Annotated in this window: 13 protein-coding genes and 1 pseudogene; 5 read left to right on the forward strand and 9 right to left on the reverse strand. The window is 69.8% G+C overall.

The features are described 5' to 3' along the window. The first annotated feature begins 186 nt into the window (after nucleotides 1-186). Nucleotides 187-1644: a DUF1996 domain-containing protein gene (locus ACTWQR_RS22620; protein ID WP_443228948.1), complete on the forward strand. Its 1458-nt coding sequence runs from the start codon at nucleotides 187-189 to the stop codon at nucleotides 1642-1644. 120 nt (nucleotides 1645-1764) lie between these two features. On the opposite strand, the gene ACTWQR_RS22625 is transcribed toward ACTWQR_RS22620, so the two are convergent. After that, nucleotides 1765-1923 (reverse strand): hypothetical protein, encoded by a 159-nt coding sequence (locus ACTWQR_RS22625; protein ID WP_443228949.1) that lies wholly within the window; start codon nucleotides 1921-1923, stop codon nucleotides 1765-1767. A gap of 120 nt (nucleotides 1924-2043) precedes the next feature. Here ACTWQR_RS22625 and ACTWQR_RS22630 point away from each other — a divergent pair, with 120 nt between their 5' ends. The 3 genes from ACTWQR_RS22630 to ACTWQR_RS22640 all read left to right on the forward strand — a co-directional run bounded on the left by ACTWQR_RS22630 (nucleotide 2044) and on the right by ACTWQR_RS22640 (nucleotide 4725). After that, a complete protein-coding gene (locus ACTWQR_RS22630) occupies nucleotides 2044-2742 on the forward strand; it encodes a site-specific integrase (protein ID WP_443228950.1) in 699 nt (232 codons plus the stop codon). Between the two features lie 35 nt (nucleotides 2743-2777). Then, nucleotides 2778-3092 carry a hypothetical protein gene (locus ACTWQR_RS22635; protein WP_443228951.1) on the forward strand — a complete coding sequence of 105 codons (315 nt, stop codon included), beginning with the start codon at nucleotides 2778-2780 and terminating at the stop codon, nucleotides 3090-3092. Nucleotides 3093-3594: 502 nt separating this feature from the next. After that, a complete protein-coding gene (locus tag ACTWQR_RS22640; RefSeq protein ID WP_443228952.1) occupies nucleotides 3595-4725 on the forward strand; it encodes a hypothetical protein in 1131 nt (376 codons plus the stop codon). 750 nt (nucleotides 4726-5475) lie between these two features. Here ACTWQR_RS22640 and ACTWQR_RS22645 read toward each other — a convergent pair. The 5 genes from ACTWQR_RS22645 to ACTWQR_RS22665 form a co-directional block, all read right to left on the reverse strand. Beyond that, entirely contained in the window at nucleotides 5476-6435 is a 960-nt protein-coding gene (locus tag ACTWQR_RS22645) for a helix-turn-helix domain-containing protein (protein WP_443228953.1), read from the reverse strand. Nucleotides 6436-6740: 305 nt separating this feature from the next. After that, nucleotides 6741-7475 carry an SDR family NAD(P)-dependent oxidoreductase gene (locus ACTWQR_RS22650; RefSeq protein ID WP_443228954.1) on the reverse strand — a complete coding sequence of 245 codons (735 nt, stop codon included), beginning with the start codon at nucleotides 7473-7475 and terminating at the stop codon, nucleotides 6741-6743. Continuing rightward, nucleotides 7472-8584 carry a 2,3-butanediol dehydrogenase gene (locus tag ACTWQR_RS22655; protein ID WP_443228955.1) on the reverse strand — a complete coding sequence of 371 codons (1113 nt, stop codon included), beginning with the start codon at nucleotides 8582-8584 and terminating at the stop codon, nucleotides 7472-7474. The genes ACTWQR_RS22650 and ACTWQR_RS22655 overlap by 4 nt, the downstream gene beginning before the upstream one ends. A 26-nt stretch (nucleotides 8585-8610) precedes the next feature. After that, complete coding sequence (locus ACTWQR_RS22660; RefSeq protein ID WP_443228956.1) at nucleotides 8611-8886, reverse strand: hypothetical protein; 276 nt, start codon at nucleotides 8884-8886, stop codon at nucleotides 8611-8613. Between the two features lie 116 nt (nucleotides 8887-9002). Beyond that, entirely contained in the window at nucleotides 9003-9536 is a 534-nt protein-coding gene (locus tag ACTWQR_RS22665) for a 2,4'-dihydroxyacetophenone dioxygenase family protein (RefSeq protein WP_257548577.1), read from the reverse strand. A gap of 276 nt (nucleotides 9537-9812) precedes the next feature. Between ACTWQR_RS22665 and ACTWQR_RS22670 the strand changes: the two are divergent. Beyond that, nucleotides 9813-10253 (forward strand): annotated as a pseudogene (locus ACTWQR_RS22670) (hypothetical protein); the annotation flags it as partial. Between the two features lie 78 nt (nucleotides 10254-10331). Here the strand turns inward: ACTWQR_RS22670 and ACTWQR_RS22675 are convergent. The 3 genes from ACTWQR_RS22675 to ACTWQR_RS22685 form a co-directional block, all read right to left on the reverse strand. Then, the gene (locus tag ACTWQR_RS22675) at nucleotides 10332-11264 is read right to left on the reverse strand and encodes a malate dehydrogenase (protein ID WP_443228957.1); all 933 of its coding nucleotides are present in this window, start codon (nucleotides 11262-11264) and stop codon (nucleotides 10332-10334) included. Nucleotides 11265-11275: 11 nt separating this feature from the next. Then, on the reverse strand, nucleotides 11276-12901 hold the full coding sequence (locus ACTWQR_RS22680) for a thiamine pyrophosphate-dependent enzyme (RefSeq protein WP_443228958.1): 1626 nt from the start codon (nucleotides 12899-12901) through the stop codon (nucleotides 11276-11278). A 308-nt stretch (nucleotides 12902-13209) separates the two neighbouring features. Further along, nucleotides 13210-13962 carry an IclR family transcriptional regulator gene (locus tag ACTWQR_RS22685; RefSeq protein WP_443228959.1) on the reverse strand — a complete coding sequence of 251 codons (753 nt, stop codon included), beginning with the start codon at nucleotides 13960-13962 and terminating at the stop codon, nucleotides 13210-13212. Nucleotides 13963-13964 lie beyond the last annotated feature (2 nt).

A 13964-nucleotide genomic window follows, 5' to 3' on the forward strand; every position in this document is an offset into this window, starting at 1 on the left:
TGCCCGTCACGACCATTACTGGAAGTTCGCCCGGCCCGGATTGGCCCATCATGCACTGTTTGCGGATGGAGGAACCTACGAACTTGAGGATTCGCTGAGTATTCGGCGCGCACATTCGTATCTGAGGATGCGCTTCCCCCATGCCGGAAGTCCTGACCGGCTCCGGAGATGTCCTTGAGAGGCCTGATGAGACGCAACACGCGAAAAAGATCGAAGACTGCCCGCCGAGCGGTAGGCGCGGCGGCCGCACTGGCCATCGGGGCCGGTGGACTGGTGGCGGTCAACATCTACGCCTCGGCCGACGAAACCGGCGCGTCGAAGGGCTCTGCCCAGAACCAGGCGCTCGCGGCTGGAACCTCCACCATCGACTGCCCCGACGTCGGCCAGCAGTTGACATCAGTGCCCGCCCAGGCGAAGGCACAGGTAGACAAGGAACTGGCACTCCTCGACAAGCAGATATCCGAGGCATACCAGCGCCTTTCCACCTCCCAGAAGGCGATTCAGCAGGACCCCAACTTCGCCCAGAACGCGATCGTGGGCCCGCTGAAGGACAAGCGGAAGGCGACGATCGACCGGATCGCCATCGCCATCGGCCGTGTGGCAGCCAAGCCGCAGGGCCTCGACGCCTTGGCGGCCTGCACGCTGCGCGCCACCGGCAACCAGCCCGCCGCCGGCAACCAGCCCACCGCCGGTCCAGGCGGCAACAACACCAATGCCGGTGTGACCGGCAACGGCCCCGTCGCCGCCGACTTCGTGGACATCACCAAGGTGAAGTCCAATGTGCGCACGCCGGCCAGGTCGGCGAAGGCTTCAAAGGGCGTCTTCGTCAGCAAGTGCGGGGTGAACGCCAACAAGCTGTACAACAGCGACAACGTCATCGTCGCGCCCGGTGTCACCAACGGCGCACACCACCTGCACGATTACATCGGCAACCAGGACAACGACGCCTTCTCGAGTGACCAGGACTTCGCCAAGGCCGGGACCAGCTGCCAGAACAAGGGCGACAAGTCGTCCTACTACTGGCCGGTGCTGCGCCTGCAGGACGGCACCAAGGACTTCGACGCCGACAAGCAGGGCGGCGGCGCCGAGGGCAACACGGGCCGGATTCTGACGGCCAAGAAGGCCACCTTGAACTTCGTGGGCAGCCCCCGCGGCAAGGTGGTGGCGATGCCCCAGTTCCTGCGCATCATCACCGGTGACGCCAAGGCGTTCGTCAATGGCACGGCCAACGCCAACGCCTCATGGAGCTGCACCGGATTCGAGAGCAAGGTGCAGTTGAAGGACAAGTACCCCCTCTGCCCGTCAGGCAGCGACGTGGTGCGCACCTTCAAGTTCCAGAGCTGCTGGGACGGCACGAACATCGACAGCGCCAACCACCGTACGCACGTGGCCTTCGCTGACGCCAACGGCAACTGCTCGGCCGGCTTCAAGGCCATTCCCCAGTTGGTGCAGCGTTTGGTGTACGACGTGGACGCGCCCAGCGTCAAGGACAACGGCAAGACCCGTCCGTTCTTCTCGCTGGACAGCTTCCCCGAACAGCAGCACAAGCCGGTCACCGACCACGGTGACTTCATCAACGTCTTCGACGCAAAGCTGATGAACAAGGCGGTCCAGTGCATCAACACCGGACGTAAGTGCAGCTGAGTCCGAGTACTGAGCGGTGGGCGTCGCGCTGACGACGCCCACCGCCGTGCATGGAATGCTGGTGCTACCGCCACGTCCGCGGCGTCAAGCGGGCAGCGCATCATCGACATGTTGCGTTTCTCAGTCGCACCGAAGGACGACCGCCACCTCCAGCGTGGCCTCGGCCAAGCTCGTCTCGATGGCGTCGTGGCCCTCGATCACCTCTCCGAGGGCGACCGCCACCACAGAGGCCCTGGGTGGTTGCTCCACGGCACCGCCGACGTTGAAATCCTCCGTCACCCGGGACCGACCGCCAGGCGCCCTCACCCACCCACCGGGACACCGGGCGGAAAGGTTGCGATCCTCGCTTGCCCGGGAGGATGACCGCCACTAGCGCGGCGCAGTTCGTCACCCACGGCGGTGAGTTGGTTCCTGGAAGGCGAAGCCGGCGGCTTCAACGCCGATCCGAACCAGACCGTCGCCGACTACCTGAACACGTGGCTGACGGCGAAGACGCTGTTTCTCAAACCGACGAGCACGGCCCGCTCCCGGGACTACGTGCACAACGATCTCGCCCCCGCCTTCGGCACCCGCAAGCTGGACGACCTCGGGCGCCGACACATCACCGCCTTCGTGACCCGCGAGCTCGCCGCCGGCCGCGGCCGCGCCACCCTCAACCGGTGTCCGGCCACACTGTCCAGCGCACTGAGGGACGCCGTCCGCCGGCACCGCCTCGCCCACAACCCCGCCAGCCCACCGGCCCTGCGCCGACCGCCCGCGCCGGAGCGCCGGATCTGGACCGCGAACGAGGCCGTCCGCTTCCTCCAGCACTGCCACCAAGCCGACCCGGACATGGCCGACCTGTTCGAGTTCCGCATCGGCACCGGCCTACGCAAAGGCGAAGCCCCCGGCCTGCACTGGGACGACGTCCATCTGACCGAAGGTTCTGTACGTGCCGACCACACTCTCCGCGATCGGCAACAACCGACTCGTCATCACCGCCCAAGGCCCGCTCACAACTGGGGAGTCGGCAGCACCATCAGGCGGCACGTTGGCCCTTGGGGCGAGAGAAACGACCGCCGTGGCTCAGGGTGGAGCGGCCGGCGGTTGACCGAGTGAGGGTAGCTGCGGGCTCCGCCGGTACCGTGTTGCCTATGGCCGGACAGCTGAGTGACGCGGAGCTCGATGAGCTGGTCGAGCAGGCCACCGTAGACGCCTACGACGACGAGGAGCAGCTCACCGGCCTCTTCACGATGCTCGCAGAGCATCTGGCCGTCCCGTTCAAGACGGTCGTTTTCGGCGTCGAGGTCACCGTGAAGAAGGTGGACCTGCTGCCCGGCAGCCAGATCGTGGCGGTCTGTACGCGAGGCGGGCACCGGCAGGCGATCGGCATTCTCGACCTTCCGTTGCCGGATCCGGCGCCCGAGGGGGCTGAGTGGATCGAGGCCTACCGGCACTGGGGACCGTAAGAGCGCCCGGGTCAGTGGCAGCCCGGCGGCGTCGGCCGGTAGCCCTGATCGGCGAGCCAGGGATGTGTGGTTCGTCGCGGGGCGCGGCGGCGACTGGGACGCCCTCGATGTTCGCCTGGCGCGAGAGAGTTCGAGCCGGGTGATGCGCGGGGCGTATCTGGAGCCGTTGCGGAGTCATCTGCAGGATCTACGGGAGCGTCTTGCGGCGGACGGGCTCAACGCGGCCGAGCTGACCGGAGGCACGGCGCGTGATCCGCAGGTGGTCGCCCGAGCGTGTGCCAAGGTGTGGAAGCAGGCGCTGGACGGGCCGGCGAAGACGGCGCCTATGCGCCGGAGTCATGGCCCGCTCTCTCCACACTGCCGCCCATAGCCCACGCCTCCCTGGAATCGCCCGCCGCGGCCCACCCCAGGGGCGTTTGAGTATGACGTCCGGTCAGCTCCAGCCGCCTTGCCCGCTCTCCGTCCGAGCCCACCCACCCGCGGCGGCGATAGGGTCCGCCGTGTGAGCGAGTACCAGTACTACGAGTTCCAGTCCCTCGACCGGCCGCTCAGCCGCGGGGAACAGGACCAGCTGCGGGCCCTCTCCAGCCGGGCCCGGATCACCGCCACCAGCTTCACCAACACCTACAACTGGGGTGACCTGCGCGGGAATCCACGCCACTTGGTCGAGCACTACTTCGACGCCCACCTGTACGTCACCAACTGGGGCACCCACCGCCTGATGCTCCGCCTGCCCAGGCAGGCCCTGGCCCTGCCCACGGTGAAGCCGTACTGCCTCGACGACCACATCGACGCCTGGACCACCCGCACCCACCTCCTGCTCGACCTCACCAGCGAGGACGAAGGCGGCGACTGGATCGAGGGCGCCGACGACTCACTGGCCGCCCTCATCGGCGTACGCGACGAACTCGCCACCGGCGACCTGCGCCCCCTCTACCTCGCGTGGCTCTCCGCACTCGCCGCCTGGGAACTCGAAGACGACGACGATGAGGAGTACTTGTCCTTCCCCGAACCGCCCGTCCCGGCCGGCCTCGGCGAATTGACCGCCCCGCAAAGGGCGCTGGCGGACTTCCTGCGTGTGGACGCCGATCTGCTCGCGGCTGCGGCACAGGCCAGCCCCGCCGCACCCAAGAAATCGGCCAATCCCACGAAGAAGGAACTCGTTCCACTGATCGCCACCCTCTCGGAGAAGGAGAAAGACGACCTGCTCCTGAGGCTCGCCCTCGGTACCGAACCGCAGCTGCGCACCGAACTCCTGCATCGCCTGCGCGGCACCACCGCCCAGGCCAGGGTCCCCGGGCGCCCGTCCGCCGCCCACCTCCTGGACGCCGCCCACACCCTGCGCACCGCACGCCGGCAGCACACCGAACACGAACGGGCCGAAGCCCGCGCCCGGCACCTGACCGCCCTCGTACGCGAGGCCGACTCCGCCTGGCAGCGGATCGAGGCGCACATCGCCACCAAGAAGACCACCGCCTACGACCAGGCCGTCGCCCTCCTCGGGGAACTGCGCGACGCTTACGCCCACGCCGGACGTGACGCGGAATTCCGCCAGCGCCTGAGTCGCCTGCGCGAGGACTACCAGCGCCGCCCCGGCCTTATCCACCGCCTCGACCACAACGGTCTCAGATAACGCCCGCCGTGCCACGGGGCCGAGGAAGCCCAGGCGGAGCTCCTCAGGGAAGCAGTGTGAACGCGGGAACATGTTCGGGCACGAGCGCCCAAAAGTCCCGGTGATCGAGCGTCTGGCCGGGGTCTCGGGCGCTGAGTACGTCGACTGGGCCGCAGGGAGCACGACTTGGCGGGTGGCGGCCGGGACGAGCTTTCCGTCCCGGGCCCGTACGGCGACCATGTAGTGGTGGGTGCGGCCGTCCCCCGGGGGCGTTTCGGCAGTGGTGTCGGTGAAGCTCGTACGTCTCTTGTCCAGCGTGGCGACCAGGGTGGCCGCCGACGGTGTGAAGTCCTTTCGACCGGCGCGGTGCACCTGGTAGGCGGTGATGTCGTCCGCGCGGGCCTGAGAGGGGTCGACGTAGGCGCTCCAGGACAGCTCGGCCCCGGTGGTACGTACGTCGGTGGGCCGGTGAAGTGTCACGCCTGTGCGGTCGGAGGCCAGGGTGAACCGGCCCGCGCGACCAAGGCCCGGCAGGGAGTCGTCCGGAATGGCGGATGGGGCGGAATCGTCGGCCGGCGCCCAGTCCTGAGCGTCGTCGAGCCAGGTGTCGGGCTTTACCTCGGCCGGGGCGGCGAACGCCACCTGCGGCAGGGCCGAGGTGATGATCACGGTGGCGGTCACACAGGCAAGCAGGCGAGCTAATCGACCCATCCGGCCATGTCCGTCCGGCGGTCCGGCCGGACGGCGCCGAAGGCGCCGCGGCTACCACCTTCACATGAGGAACGGGCGCGTCTTGCCGGGAGTCCCGCCGAAACGGCTCCGAAAGACCCGAGTGAAGTGAGCCTGGCTGGCGAAGCCCCAGCGATGGGCGACATCGGCGATGGTCAGATGGCGTGAGCCGGGATCGGCGAGCGCCTGCCGGGCCTTGTCCAGCCGCTGTTCGAGAATGTGGCGGGAGGGGCTCACCCCGGTCGGCTGGAAGATACGGCTGAGGTGCCGGGCCGACACTCCGATCGCCTCGGCGACCCGCCCTGCGCTCAGCCCGGGGTCGGCCAGGTGCCGGTCGATGTAGTCCTTGGCCACGGCCAGCTGGGAGAGTGCGGCAGGCGGCGCGGACCCACCATCCAGCCTCGGTGCGGCCAGCGTACGGACGAGGTCCAGCACAGTGTCCTGGGTGCTGATCGAGTCATCGCTCTCCTGCCCCGTGACCCAGTCGGCCAGTACCGCCTCCAGCGCGGAAGCCAGCGCACCCTCGACCGCCGACCCTCTGCCGAGCAGCATCGGCGCCGACACGTCGCCGGAGGCGCACCGCGTGGCGAACACCTCGCGGGGGATGTCCACCAACAGCTGGCGCATGGGAGAGGGGAACCCGAACAGGTACGACCGGCGCGTCTCGTACAGGATCAGGTCGCCCGTCTGCAGGGTGTGGCAGCCGCCCTCGTGGAAGAACACCCCGCGGCCCGCTGTCAGCAACGAGACGAAGACGGAGTCCTTCGGCAGCGCCTGACACGTCCGCGGAGTCCGCTCGATGACGTGCTCGTTGCCGGAGATCTCGGCCAGTCTCAGATCACCCAGCTCGATGTTCGTCTCCGTGGCCAGCAGGCCCTGCTCCGAGTAGGACGAGCAGGTCAAGCCCACCAGGGCCCGTCGGTTGTGTTCCTCCCAGAAGTCGATGCGGTCCGCCGGATCGACCGACTGCGTGGACACACGGGAGACGATGGGTACGGTCACCTGAGTCTCCTTTCCAACCCCTACATCCGACAACGGTGTGGCTTGGGGGCCGGTATACCGGGGCGACAACAAGTCGATGCCGCGCCCAGGTGAGTACAGCCACCGGCAGGAGAGTGAGCGAACTGGGCCGTGCCACCTGCTCTGATGTGAGGGCCGTCGGCGGCGCCTGCCTCCTCGCCGGCCTTGAGCGTACTCCGGTGCCGAACCGGCGTCACGGGTCGCAGCCAGAAGCCCGGCCCTCGAACCAGTGGGCCGGGCGAAAGCGGTCCGGAGAGGGCGCGCCGTACTCCGGCGTACCGGACGGTTCAGACGGTCAGGTAGCCGCCGTCGACCGGGAGGACCGCGCCGTTGACGTAGGAGGCGGCGGGCGAGCACAGGAAGGCGATCACTGACGCGATCTCCCGCGGAAGGCCGAACCGTCCGAGCGGGACTCGCGCGAGCACCGCCTGCGCGGCGTCAGGGTCGTCGAGCAGACCGCGGGCGAGCGGAGTGGTGACGAAGCCCGGTGCCACCGCGTTCACACGGATGCCGTCCGCGGCGTACTCGGCAGCCAGGGACCGGGTCAGCTGGGAGACGCCGCCCTTGCTGGCGCTGTAGGCCGGCCGGTCTCGGCTGCCGAAGAAACCGAACATCGACGAGACGGTGACGATGCTGCCACGCCGGCGGGCGAGCAGCGGGCGTGCCGCCTGGCACGCGACCATGGCGGAGGTGAGGTTGACCTCCAACACCTGGTCCCACCATCCGAGGTCGTATTCGTCGCGGTCCCGGCTGACGCCGGCGCAGGCGACGAGGTGGTCGATGCGGTCGCAAGCCTCGATCCGGCCGACGAGGCCTTCCCGGTCCGTGACGTCCTGCTCCACGATGTCGACTCGCTTGTGGCGGGGCAGCTCGTCGGCGTCGGCCGGCGGCAGTCCGAGGGCGTGCACCTCGGCTCCGAGTTCGGCGAGCAGGTCGGCGGTGGCCGCGCCGATGCCGGAGGTGCCTCCGGTCACCAGGACGCGCTGGCCGGCGAAGGGGTCGGGGGTGAGTCCGGTGGTCATCTTTGTCTTTCCGTTCCGTCGGCGAGGGGGTGGGGGGCTGGTGCCCCGGTGCGGTGTGCCGCTGGGTCGACGAGGATCTTGACCTGGTTTCCCGGGCCGCCCAGCAGCGCCTCGAATCCATGGGAGACGAGGTCGTCGAGGACGATGGTCGAGGTGACGACCGGTGTCAGGTCCAGGTGCTGTTCCGCGACGAGCCGGATGAGTTCCGGATAGGTGTCGCGGTAGCCGACGCTGGCGACGATCGACTGCTCGTTGTTGACCAGTGCGAAGGCGTCCAGGGATACCTCCTGGGCCAGGCCGACGAGGACGATCCGACCGCCGCGCCGGGTCGCGGCCAGGCAGGTGCGCAGGGCGATCTCGGATCCGACCACCTCGAACGCGACATCGACGCCCTCTCCGCCGGTCAGCTCATGGATCCGCTCCCCGGCGTCTCCTTCTCGGCCGGCGTCGATCAGGTCGGTGGCGCCGAGGCGGGCCGCGAGTTCCAGACGGCCCGGGGACACATCGACGGCGACGATCCGCCGCACCCCGCGTTCCCCGGCGAGCAGGACGGTGAACAGGCCGACCGGCCCCAGGCCGACGACCGCCACCGTCTCCGGTGTGGTTCCGGCGCGCCGCAGTGCGTGCAGGGCGACCGAGGCCGGTTCGAAGAGCGCGGCCTGCTCCAGCGACACGGTCTCGGGGAGGCGGTGCGCCATGTAGGCGGGGATGGCGGCGTACTCGGCCATGCCGCCGTTCCCCATCAGCCCGGCGAACCCGAAGTGCCGGCAGATGTTGTACTCGCCTGCCCGGCACCGTGGGCATGCCCCGCACCGGTAGTTCGGCTCGACCGCCACTCGGTCACCGATGGCCAGGCCGGTCACCGACGGCCCGAGGGCCGCCACCGTCCCGCAGAACTCGTGACCGAGGACGAGCGGAGCTGTGGCGCCGGACGCCGGATGCGGCTCGGCGACCGGGATCGCGTGCGGCCCGTCGGCGTACTCGTGCAGGTCGCTGCCGCATATGCCGCAGTAGGCCACCTCGACGAGCACCTCGCCGCGCAGGGGTGCTGGAACGCCGACCTCGGCAATGCGGACGTCCCTGGCTCCGTACCAGACAGCGGCCTTCATACGGTGCCCTGTATCGGACTGCGCTTTCATCCGACCGCTCCCGCCACGACTGTGTCCGAGCCGACCTCAGTCGCAGCCCGCTCGGCCCGCCGGCGCAGCACGCGCGGCGCGGTCTCCCGCAGGCCGAAGGCAAGCAGGACGACGGCGCCGCCGACGGAGATGAACACGGCCGTCTGCAGACCCCAGGCGTCCGACGCGCGCCCGGCGATCACCGGGGCGAGGAAGCCAGGGGTGAGGAAGGGCAACGCCTGGCGGTCGAAGAAGGCGAAGACGAATCCGAAGGCCAGAAAGAGGATCAGCAACAGCCGGTTCTCGTAGCGGCCTGGATCACTGCCAATGGCCGAGGGCGATTTTGCGCGGGCCGGACAGAGGTACGGATACGTGGCATGGCCACCTCGGTTGAGGGGAGAGACCGGGGTCACCGGAAGAGCGAGTTGACGTAGTCGGCGCCGATGCCGACCTTCTCGTAGTGGTTGCGGCACAGCTCGATGTAGTCGTGGACGTCGAAGTAGCCGACGGTTTCGCCGTTCTCGTCCAGCCAGATCAACGGCCCCTTGACGATGAAGAACGCCTTCATCGGCTCGTCGCTCTCGTAGGCCACCAATGTGTGTCCCTCGCCCGGCGCCTCGTAGATGAAGTCACCGGCCTGCGCGGTCCAGGGCCGCTCCAGGTAACCCCACTTGCCGGAGATCGTGTAGGCGAACACCTCGTGCGGGTGGTAGTGCCGGTTTACGAGTCCGGCCTCCTTCGCGTACAGGATGTCTGCCCAGGAGTTGTCCTTGACGTTGATCCACAGCGGCCGCGATCCGACGGTCTCGCTGAGCGGTGCGTAATACCGGTCGTCGTCGGTGGCCACCTGGGACAGATAGACCTCCGGCTGCGCGTCAGGCTTGACCGAATTCGTGATCGGCTTGAGGCCCTTCCAGAATTCGGACCTGGCTTCCTCTGACATGTTTCGGCTCCATTTCGTCGGGGTGGCCGACAGTGAACCCCGAGAGCCGAGGACAGGTCTTTCCTTTGGGAGACATCGTGGATTGCCTGTTTGGGACATGCCCGCGCCGCCCGCCTAGCCCTGTCGCCGGTCGGGCGATTCCTCCAGCTGAGCACCCGCCTGGCCCAGCATCGTCTTGGCCGGAATGAAGGCTCCTCGCGAACAGGGACGGCGGGGCCGGCCAGGACGTAGAACCGCAGGGTGTTCTGCATGTGGCGCCTGCCGCTGCGGAAGACCATGCGGGTGAGCGCGAACGTGAACGCCCCGCCCGGCGTGGCAGAGCGGCTGACGGGTCTCGTCGGAGCGCTGCGCTCGCACGGCGTGCGGATCGGCACCGGAGAAACCGTCGACGCCGCACAGGCGTTGGAGGCGCTCGGCCTCGCGGACCGGGAACGGCTGCGCGAAGGGCTGGCCGCCACGCTGCTGCGCAGTACGGGACAGCGGTGGGTCTTCGATCCGGTCTTCGACGTGTACTTTCCGCGCCGCGTCGGGGCGCCGGAAACCGAAACGCCCGCCGACCGGGAGGACTTGCGGGACCGGCTCGCGGCCGCCCTCGCCGCCAACGACCAAGCGTTGCTGGGCCACTTGGCGGTCGAAGCGGTGGGCGGCCTCGGCGGGTACGGTTCCTCGCCGGGGTCGGACGGCTGGTCGTCCCACCATGCGCTCGACCGGCTGCGACTCCTCGTTGAGTCGGTTCGAGTTGGCTCGCGTCGGTGCGCGTCGGTGCGCGTCGCTTCGAGTCCGAAAGGGGGTCGTTCAGCGGGCGGCGGACACGTCGTCCATGTCGGCCACGGCGGCCTCCACGCGCACGGCCGCCTGCTGCATGCCGTGCAGTTCGCCGGGCGTGAGGTCCCACTCGACGACCCGGCGCACCCCGTCGCGGCCCAGCTCCACGGGCACACCGAGACTCGCCCCGTGCACTCCGTACTCACCGTCCAGGACGACCGACGCGGGCAGGACGGCCCCGCTGTCGGTCGCGATGGCTTCGATCAGCCGCGCGGTGCCCAGGCCAGTGGTCCAGGTGGAGGTACGGCCCGAGTCGAGCGCCACATGCCGGGCGTACCAGTTGTCGGCGTACTCCTCGGCTGCTGCCCGCTGTTCGGTGGTGAGGACGACGGGCTCGCCGTCGACGGTGATCCGGCTGTAGAGCGGGACCTGGCCCTCGCCGTGCTCGCCGATCATCCAGGCGTCGACGTTCCTGGGGTGGACGCCCAGGGCATACGCGATACCTGTGCGCAGGCGCAGGCTGTCGTTGAGCGTGTAGCCGATCAGCCGGTGCCGAGGCAGCCAGCCCTGCCGGTGTACCCAGGTCATGAGCGTGTCCACGGGATTGGTCAGCATCAGTACGACACCGCCGAAGCCGGAATCCTTCAAGGGCCGCAAGCACTGACCGACGATCGCCGCGTTGTCGGCGAGAAAGACCGACCGCGAGGAGTTCAGCCGCAGCGGTACGGCGGCGCTGAGCACGACGACGTCCGCGTCGAGCGTGTCCTCGGGCGTGCCGCCGCGAACGGTGTCGGGCGTCGCGCCGAGCGCGAGCGCGTTCTCCTGGTCCATCACATGGCTGGTGATCATGTTGGGCCTGGTGTCGACCAGGACGATCTCGTACGTGCCCTGCGCGGACAGCAGGTTGAACGCGGTGGACGAGCCGATGCCGCCCGCGCCCCCGATGATGAGGACCTTCATCATGTGTCTGTCTCCTACGAACGGAATTCGGGATCGGCCTCGACGGCCACTTCGAGCACCAACGGCTGCTGCCGCCCGGCGAGGTCCGGCAGCACCTTGTCGAGTACGGACAGCAGGGCGGCGTGGCTGTCGACCCGCTCGGCCGGGCAGCCCAGCCCGCGCGCCAGTCCCGACACGCTCAACTCGCCGAACGCCGGCCAGGCCGGGGCGGCCGAGCCCGCTCGTTCCGAGAGGCGGTCCATGATCGCGTATCGGCCGTTGGCCAGGATGACGAACAGCACGCCGGTGCCGTAGTACGCGGCGCTCCACAGCGCCTGGACCGAGTACAGCGACGACCCGTCGCCGATGACGGCCACCACCGGCCGCCCGGGATCCGCCATCCGTACGCCGATCGCGGCCGGCATCGCGAAACCGAGGCCCCCCATGGCGGCGCTGAGAAAGCCGAACGGGGCACGGGCGGGCAGCAGCGCGTGCAGATCCGGCCGGCTGGACGGGGTCTCCTCCACGACCACCGCGTCCGGGGCGAGCCGGTCGGCCAGGGCCGCCAGCACGTGCGCCGCGCGCAGCGGCTCGCCGTCGGCGGGCGGGGCAGGCGGTGCCAGGCTCCTCATGGGCGGCCGGGGCGTGCCCGTGGCAGCGGGAAGCGCGACCGACAGACGCCGCACGGTGTCAGCCGGGTCGGCCAGCACCGCCAGCTCCACCGGGCTGCGGTGGGCCTCCTCCGGGTCGTCGGTGATCACGGCGAGCCGGGTACCGGGTGCTACGAAGGTGCCCTGCTCGTACGGATACTGCCGGAACACCGGTGCCCCCACGGCCAGTACGGCGTCGTGCCCGGCCAGCGCCGCCCGCAGCCCCGACCGGGCCGAGGGCAGGTGCCCGGCGAAGAGCCGGTGATCCTGCGGAAAGCCTGCCCGGGCCCCGAACGACTCCTGCCACACCGGGCAGTCCAGCCGTTCCGCCAGCGCCGTCAGGCTCCCCCACCCCTCCGGCGAGTCGTTCCCGGCGCCCGCCACCAGGCACGGTGCGGTGGCCCCGCGCAGCATCTGGGCGAGTGCGTCGACCGCCGGGCCGTCGGCGCTGCGGGTCCCGTGCAGTGCCGCCGGTGCGGCCAGGACCGCGGCCGGGTCCGCCTCGGCATGCCAGTCGTCCATCGGTACGACCACCACCGCCGGGCCCCGCCCGTTCCGCGCCTCGTGCCACGCCCGGGCGATCGCACCCGGCACGTCCTGCGCCCGCGCCGGGGTGTGCTGCCACACCGGGTACTCCCCGGCCAGCCCATCCAACCGCCCGGCCAGGAACGGCTCATGGGCGAGGTGCCGCCGGTCCTGCTGGCCGACGACCACCACCAGCGGCGCCCGGTTCGCCCGCGCGGTCGCCAGCGCGCTCACCGCGTTGCCGTACCCGGCGGTCGTATGCAGCAGCACCAGCGCCGGCCGACCGCTCTTCAGCGCGTACCCGGTGGCCATACCGACCACCGAACCCTCGTGCAGTCCGAGGACGAACTCGATATCGGCCGGCAGGTCGGCGAGGAACCCGATCTCTGTCGAACCCGGATTGCTGAACAGGGTCGTAAGTCCGTACTGGCGCAGGACCTCAAAGGTCGCGTCCTTGATCGTCTGGGCCGTTCCGGCTGTTGCCACGCGGTCCCCCTTTCGGACTTTCGGAACGCGACGCTAGGCGCGGCCCCCGCGGCCGGACCACAGGCGAGTTCGCTATGCGAGATCCCCGCGAACGCCTTGCCTTCCCTTCAACAATGGGCTCCGCCTCGAACCGCGGCGTGGTGCGTTCGCGGGGCTGCCCCTGAACCCGGCACGGGCGTGTGCCCCGGCAAGGCGGAGGGGCACCTCCCGGCCGAAGGCTGGGGGAGGGTCCGGCGCAGCCGTCCCGAAGCGGGCGAAGCGCTCGCGAGGGCGGCGGCAGAGGAAGAGGGCGGCGGCAGGGGAAAGGGTCAGCCGACGCCCGGCAGGACCGCCCCCGTGGACAGAGCCGTGTGGAGACGCCCGGTGATCACCCGAGCGGTGTCGAGGACGGCCTCGATCTCGGCGGGACCGGGGCGTTCGACGGTGAACACGATGGAGACGGATGCGACGGCGTTGCCGGAGGGTGAGACGACAGGGGCGGCGAGGGAGCCGAGGCCAAGGACGACCTCGCTGCGGCTGGTGGCGTAGCCGGCGGCGCGGGCCCGGGTGATCTCGGGGCGTTCGTCGTCACGCGGGGGTTCGGCGGCGAGCATGGCGATGCCGGGAGAGCCGAGGGTGAGGGGGTGCCGGTCACCTGGGGTGTAGACGGTGCGGGAGCGGGCGCTCTCCACCTCGACGGAGACGAGAGTGACCGCCTCGTCACCGTCGCGGACGACGAAGAAGGCGGTCAGCCCGACGCGGGCGGCGAGCTTGGCGATCTCGGGTTTGGCGATCCGCTGGAGTACGGGGAGGGTGCGGCGGCCCAGTGACTGGGCGCGCGTGCCGAGCACGTATCCCTGCGGGGTGTGCGCGATCAGGCGGTGGTCCTGGAGGGTGCGCAGCAGGCGGTAGACGATCGACCGGTGCAGCCCCATCCGCTGACTCAGCTCGGCCAGCGACAGCGGCTCGTGCGACAGCGCGATCAGCTCAAGCAGGCGCAGCCCCCGGTCCAGGGTCTGAACGGAGGGTTTGGGGGCGTCCGGCTCGCCCGGTTCGCTGCCGCTTCCTCGCGCCTCGCCCATAC

Source organism: Streptomyces sp. 2A115, assembly GCF_052245575.1.
Taxonomy (GTDB): domain Bacteria; phylum Actinomycetota; class Actinomycetes; order Streptomycetales; family Streptomycetaceae; genus Streptomyces.

Excerpts from the sequence above, each read along its gene's own strand:
- ACTWQR_RS22620 (WP_443228948.1), top strand. The coding sequence starts at position 187 with ATGAGACGCAACACGCGAAAAAGATCGAAGACTGCCCGCCGAGCGGTA.
- ACTWQR_RS22665 (WP_257548577.1), bottom strand. The coding sequence starts at position 9,536 with ATGTCAGAGGAAGCCAGGTCCGAATTCTGGAAGGGCCTCAAGCCGATC.
- ACTWQR_RS22655 (WP_443228955.1), bottom strand. The coding sequence starts at position 8,584 with ATGAAGGCCGCTGTCTGGTACGGAGCCAGGGACGTCCGCATTGCCGAG.
- ACTWQR_RS22650 (WP_443228954.1), bottom strand. The coding sequence starts at position 7,475 with ATGACCACCGGACTCACCCCCGACCCCTTCGCCGGCCAGCGCGTCCTG.
- ACTWQR_RS22635 (WP_443228951.1), top strand. The coding sequence starts at position 2,778 with ATGGCCGGACAGCTGAGTGACGCGGAGCTCGATGAGCTGGTCGAGCAG.
- ACTWQR_RS22675 (WP_443228957.1), bottom strand. The coding sequence starts at position 11,264 with ATGATGAAGGTCCTCATCATCGGGGGCGCGGGCGGCATCGGCTCGTCC.
- ACTWQR_RS22685 (WP_443228959.1), bottom strand. The coding sequence starts at position 13,962 with ATGGGCGAGGCGCGAGGAAGCGGCAGCGAACCGGGCGAGCCGGACGCC.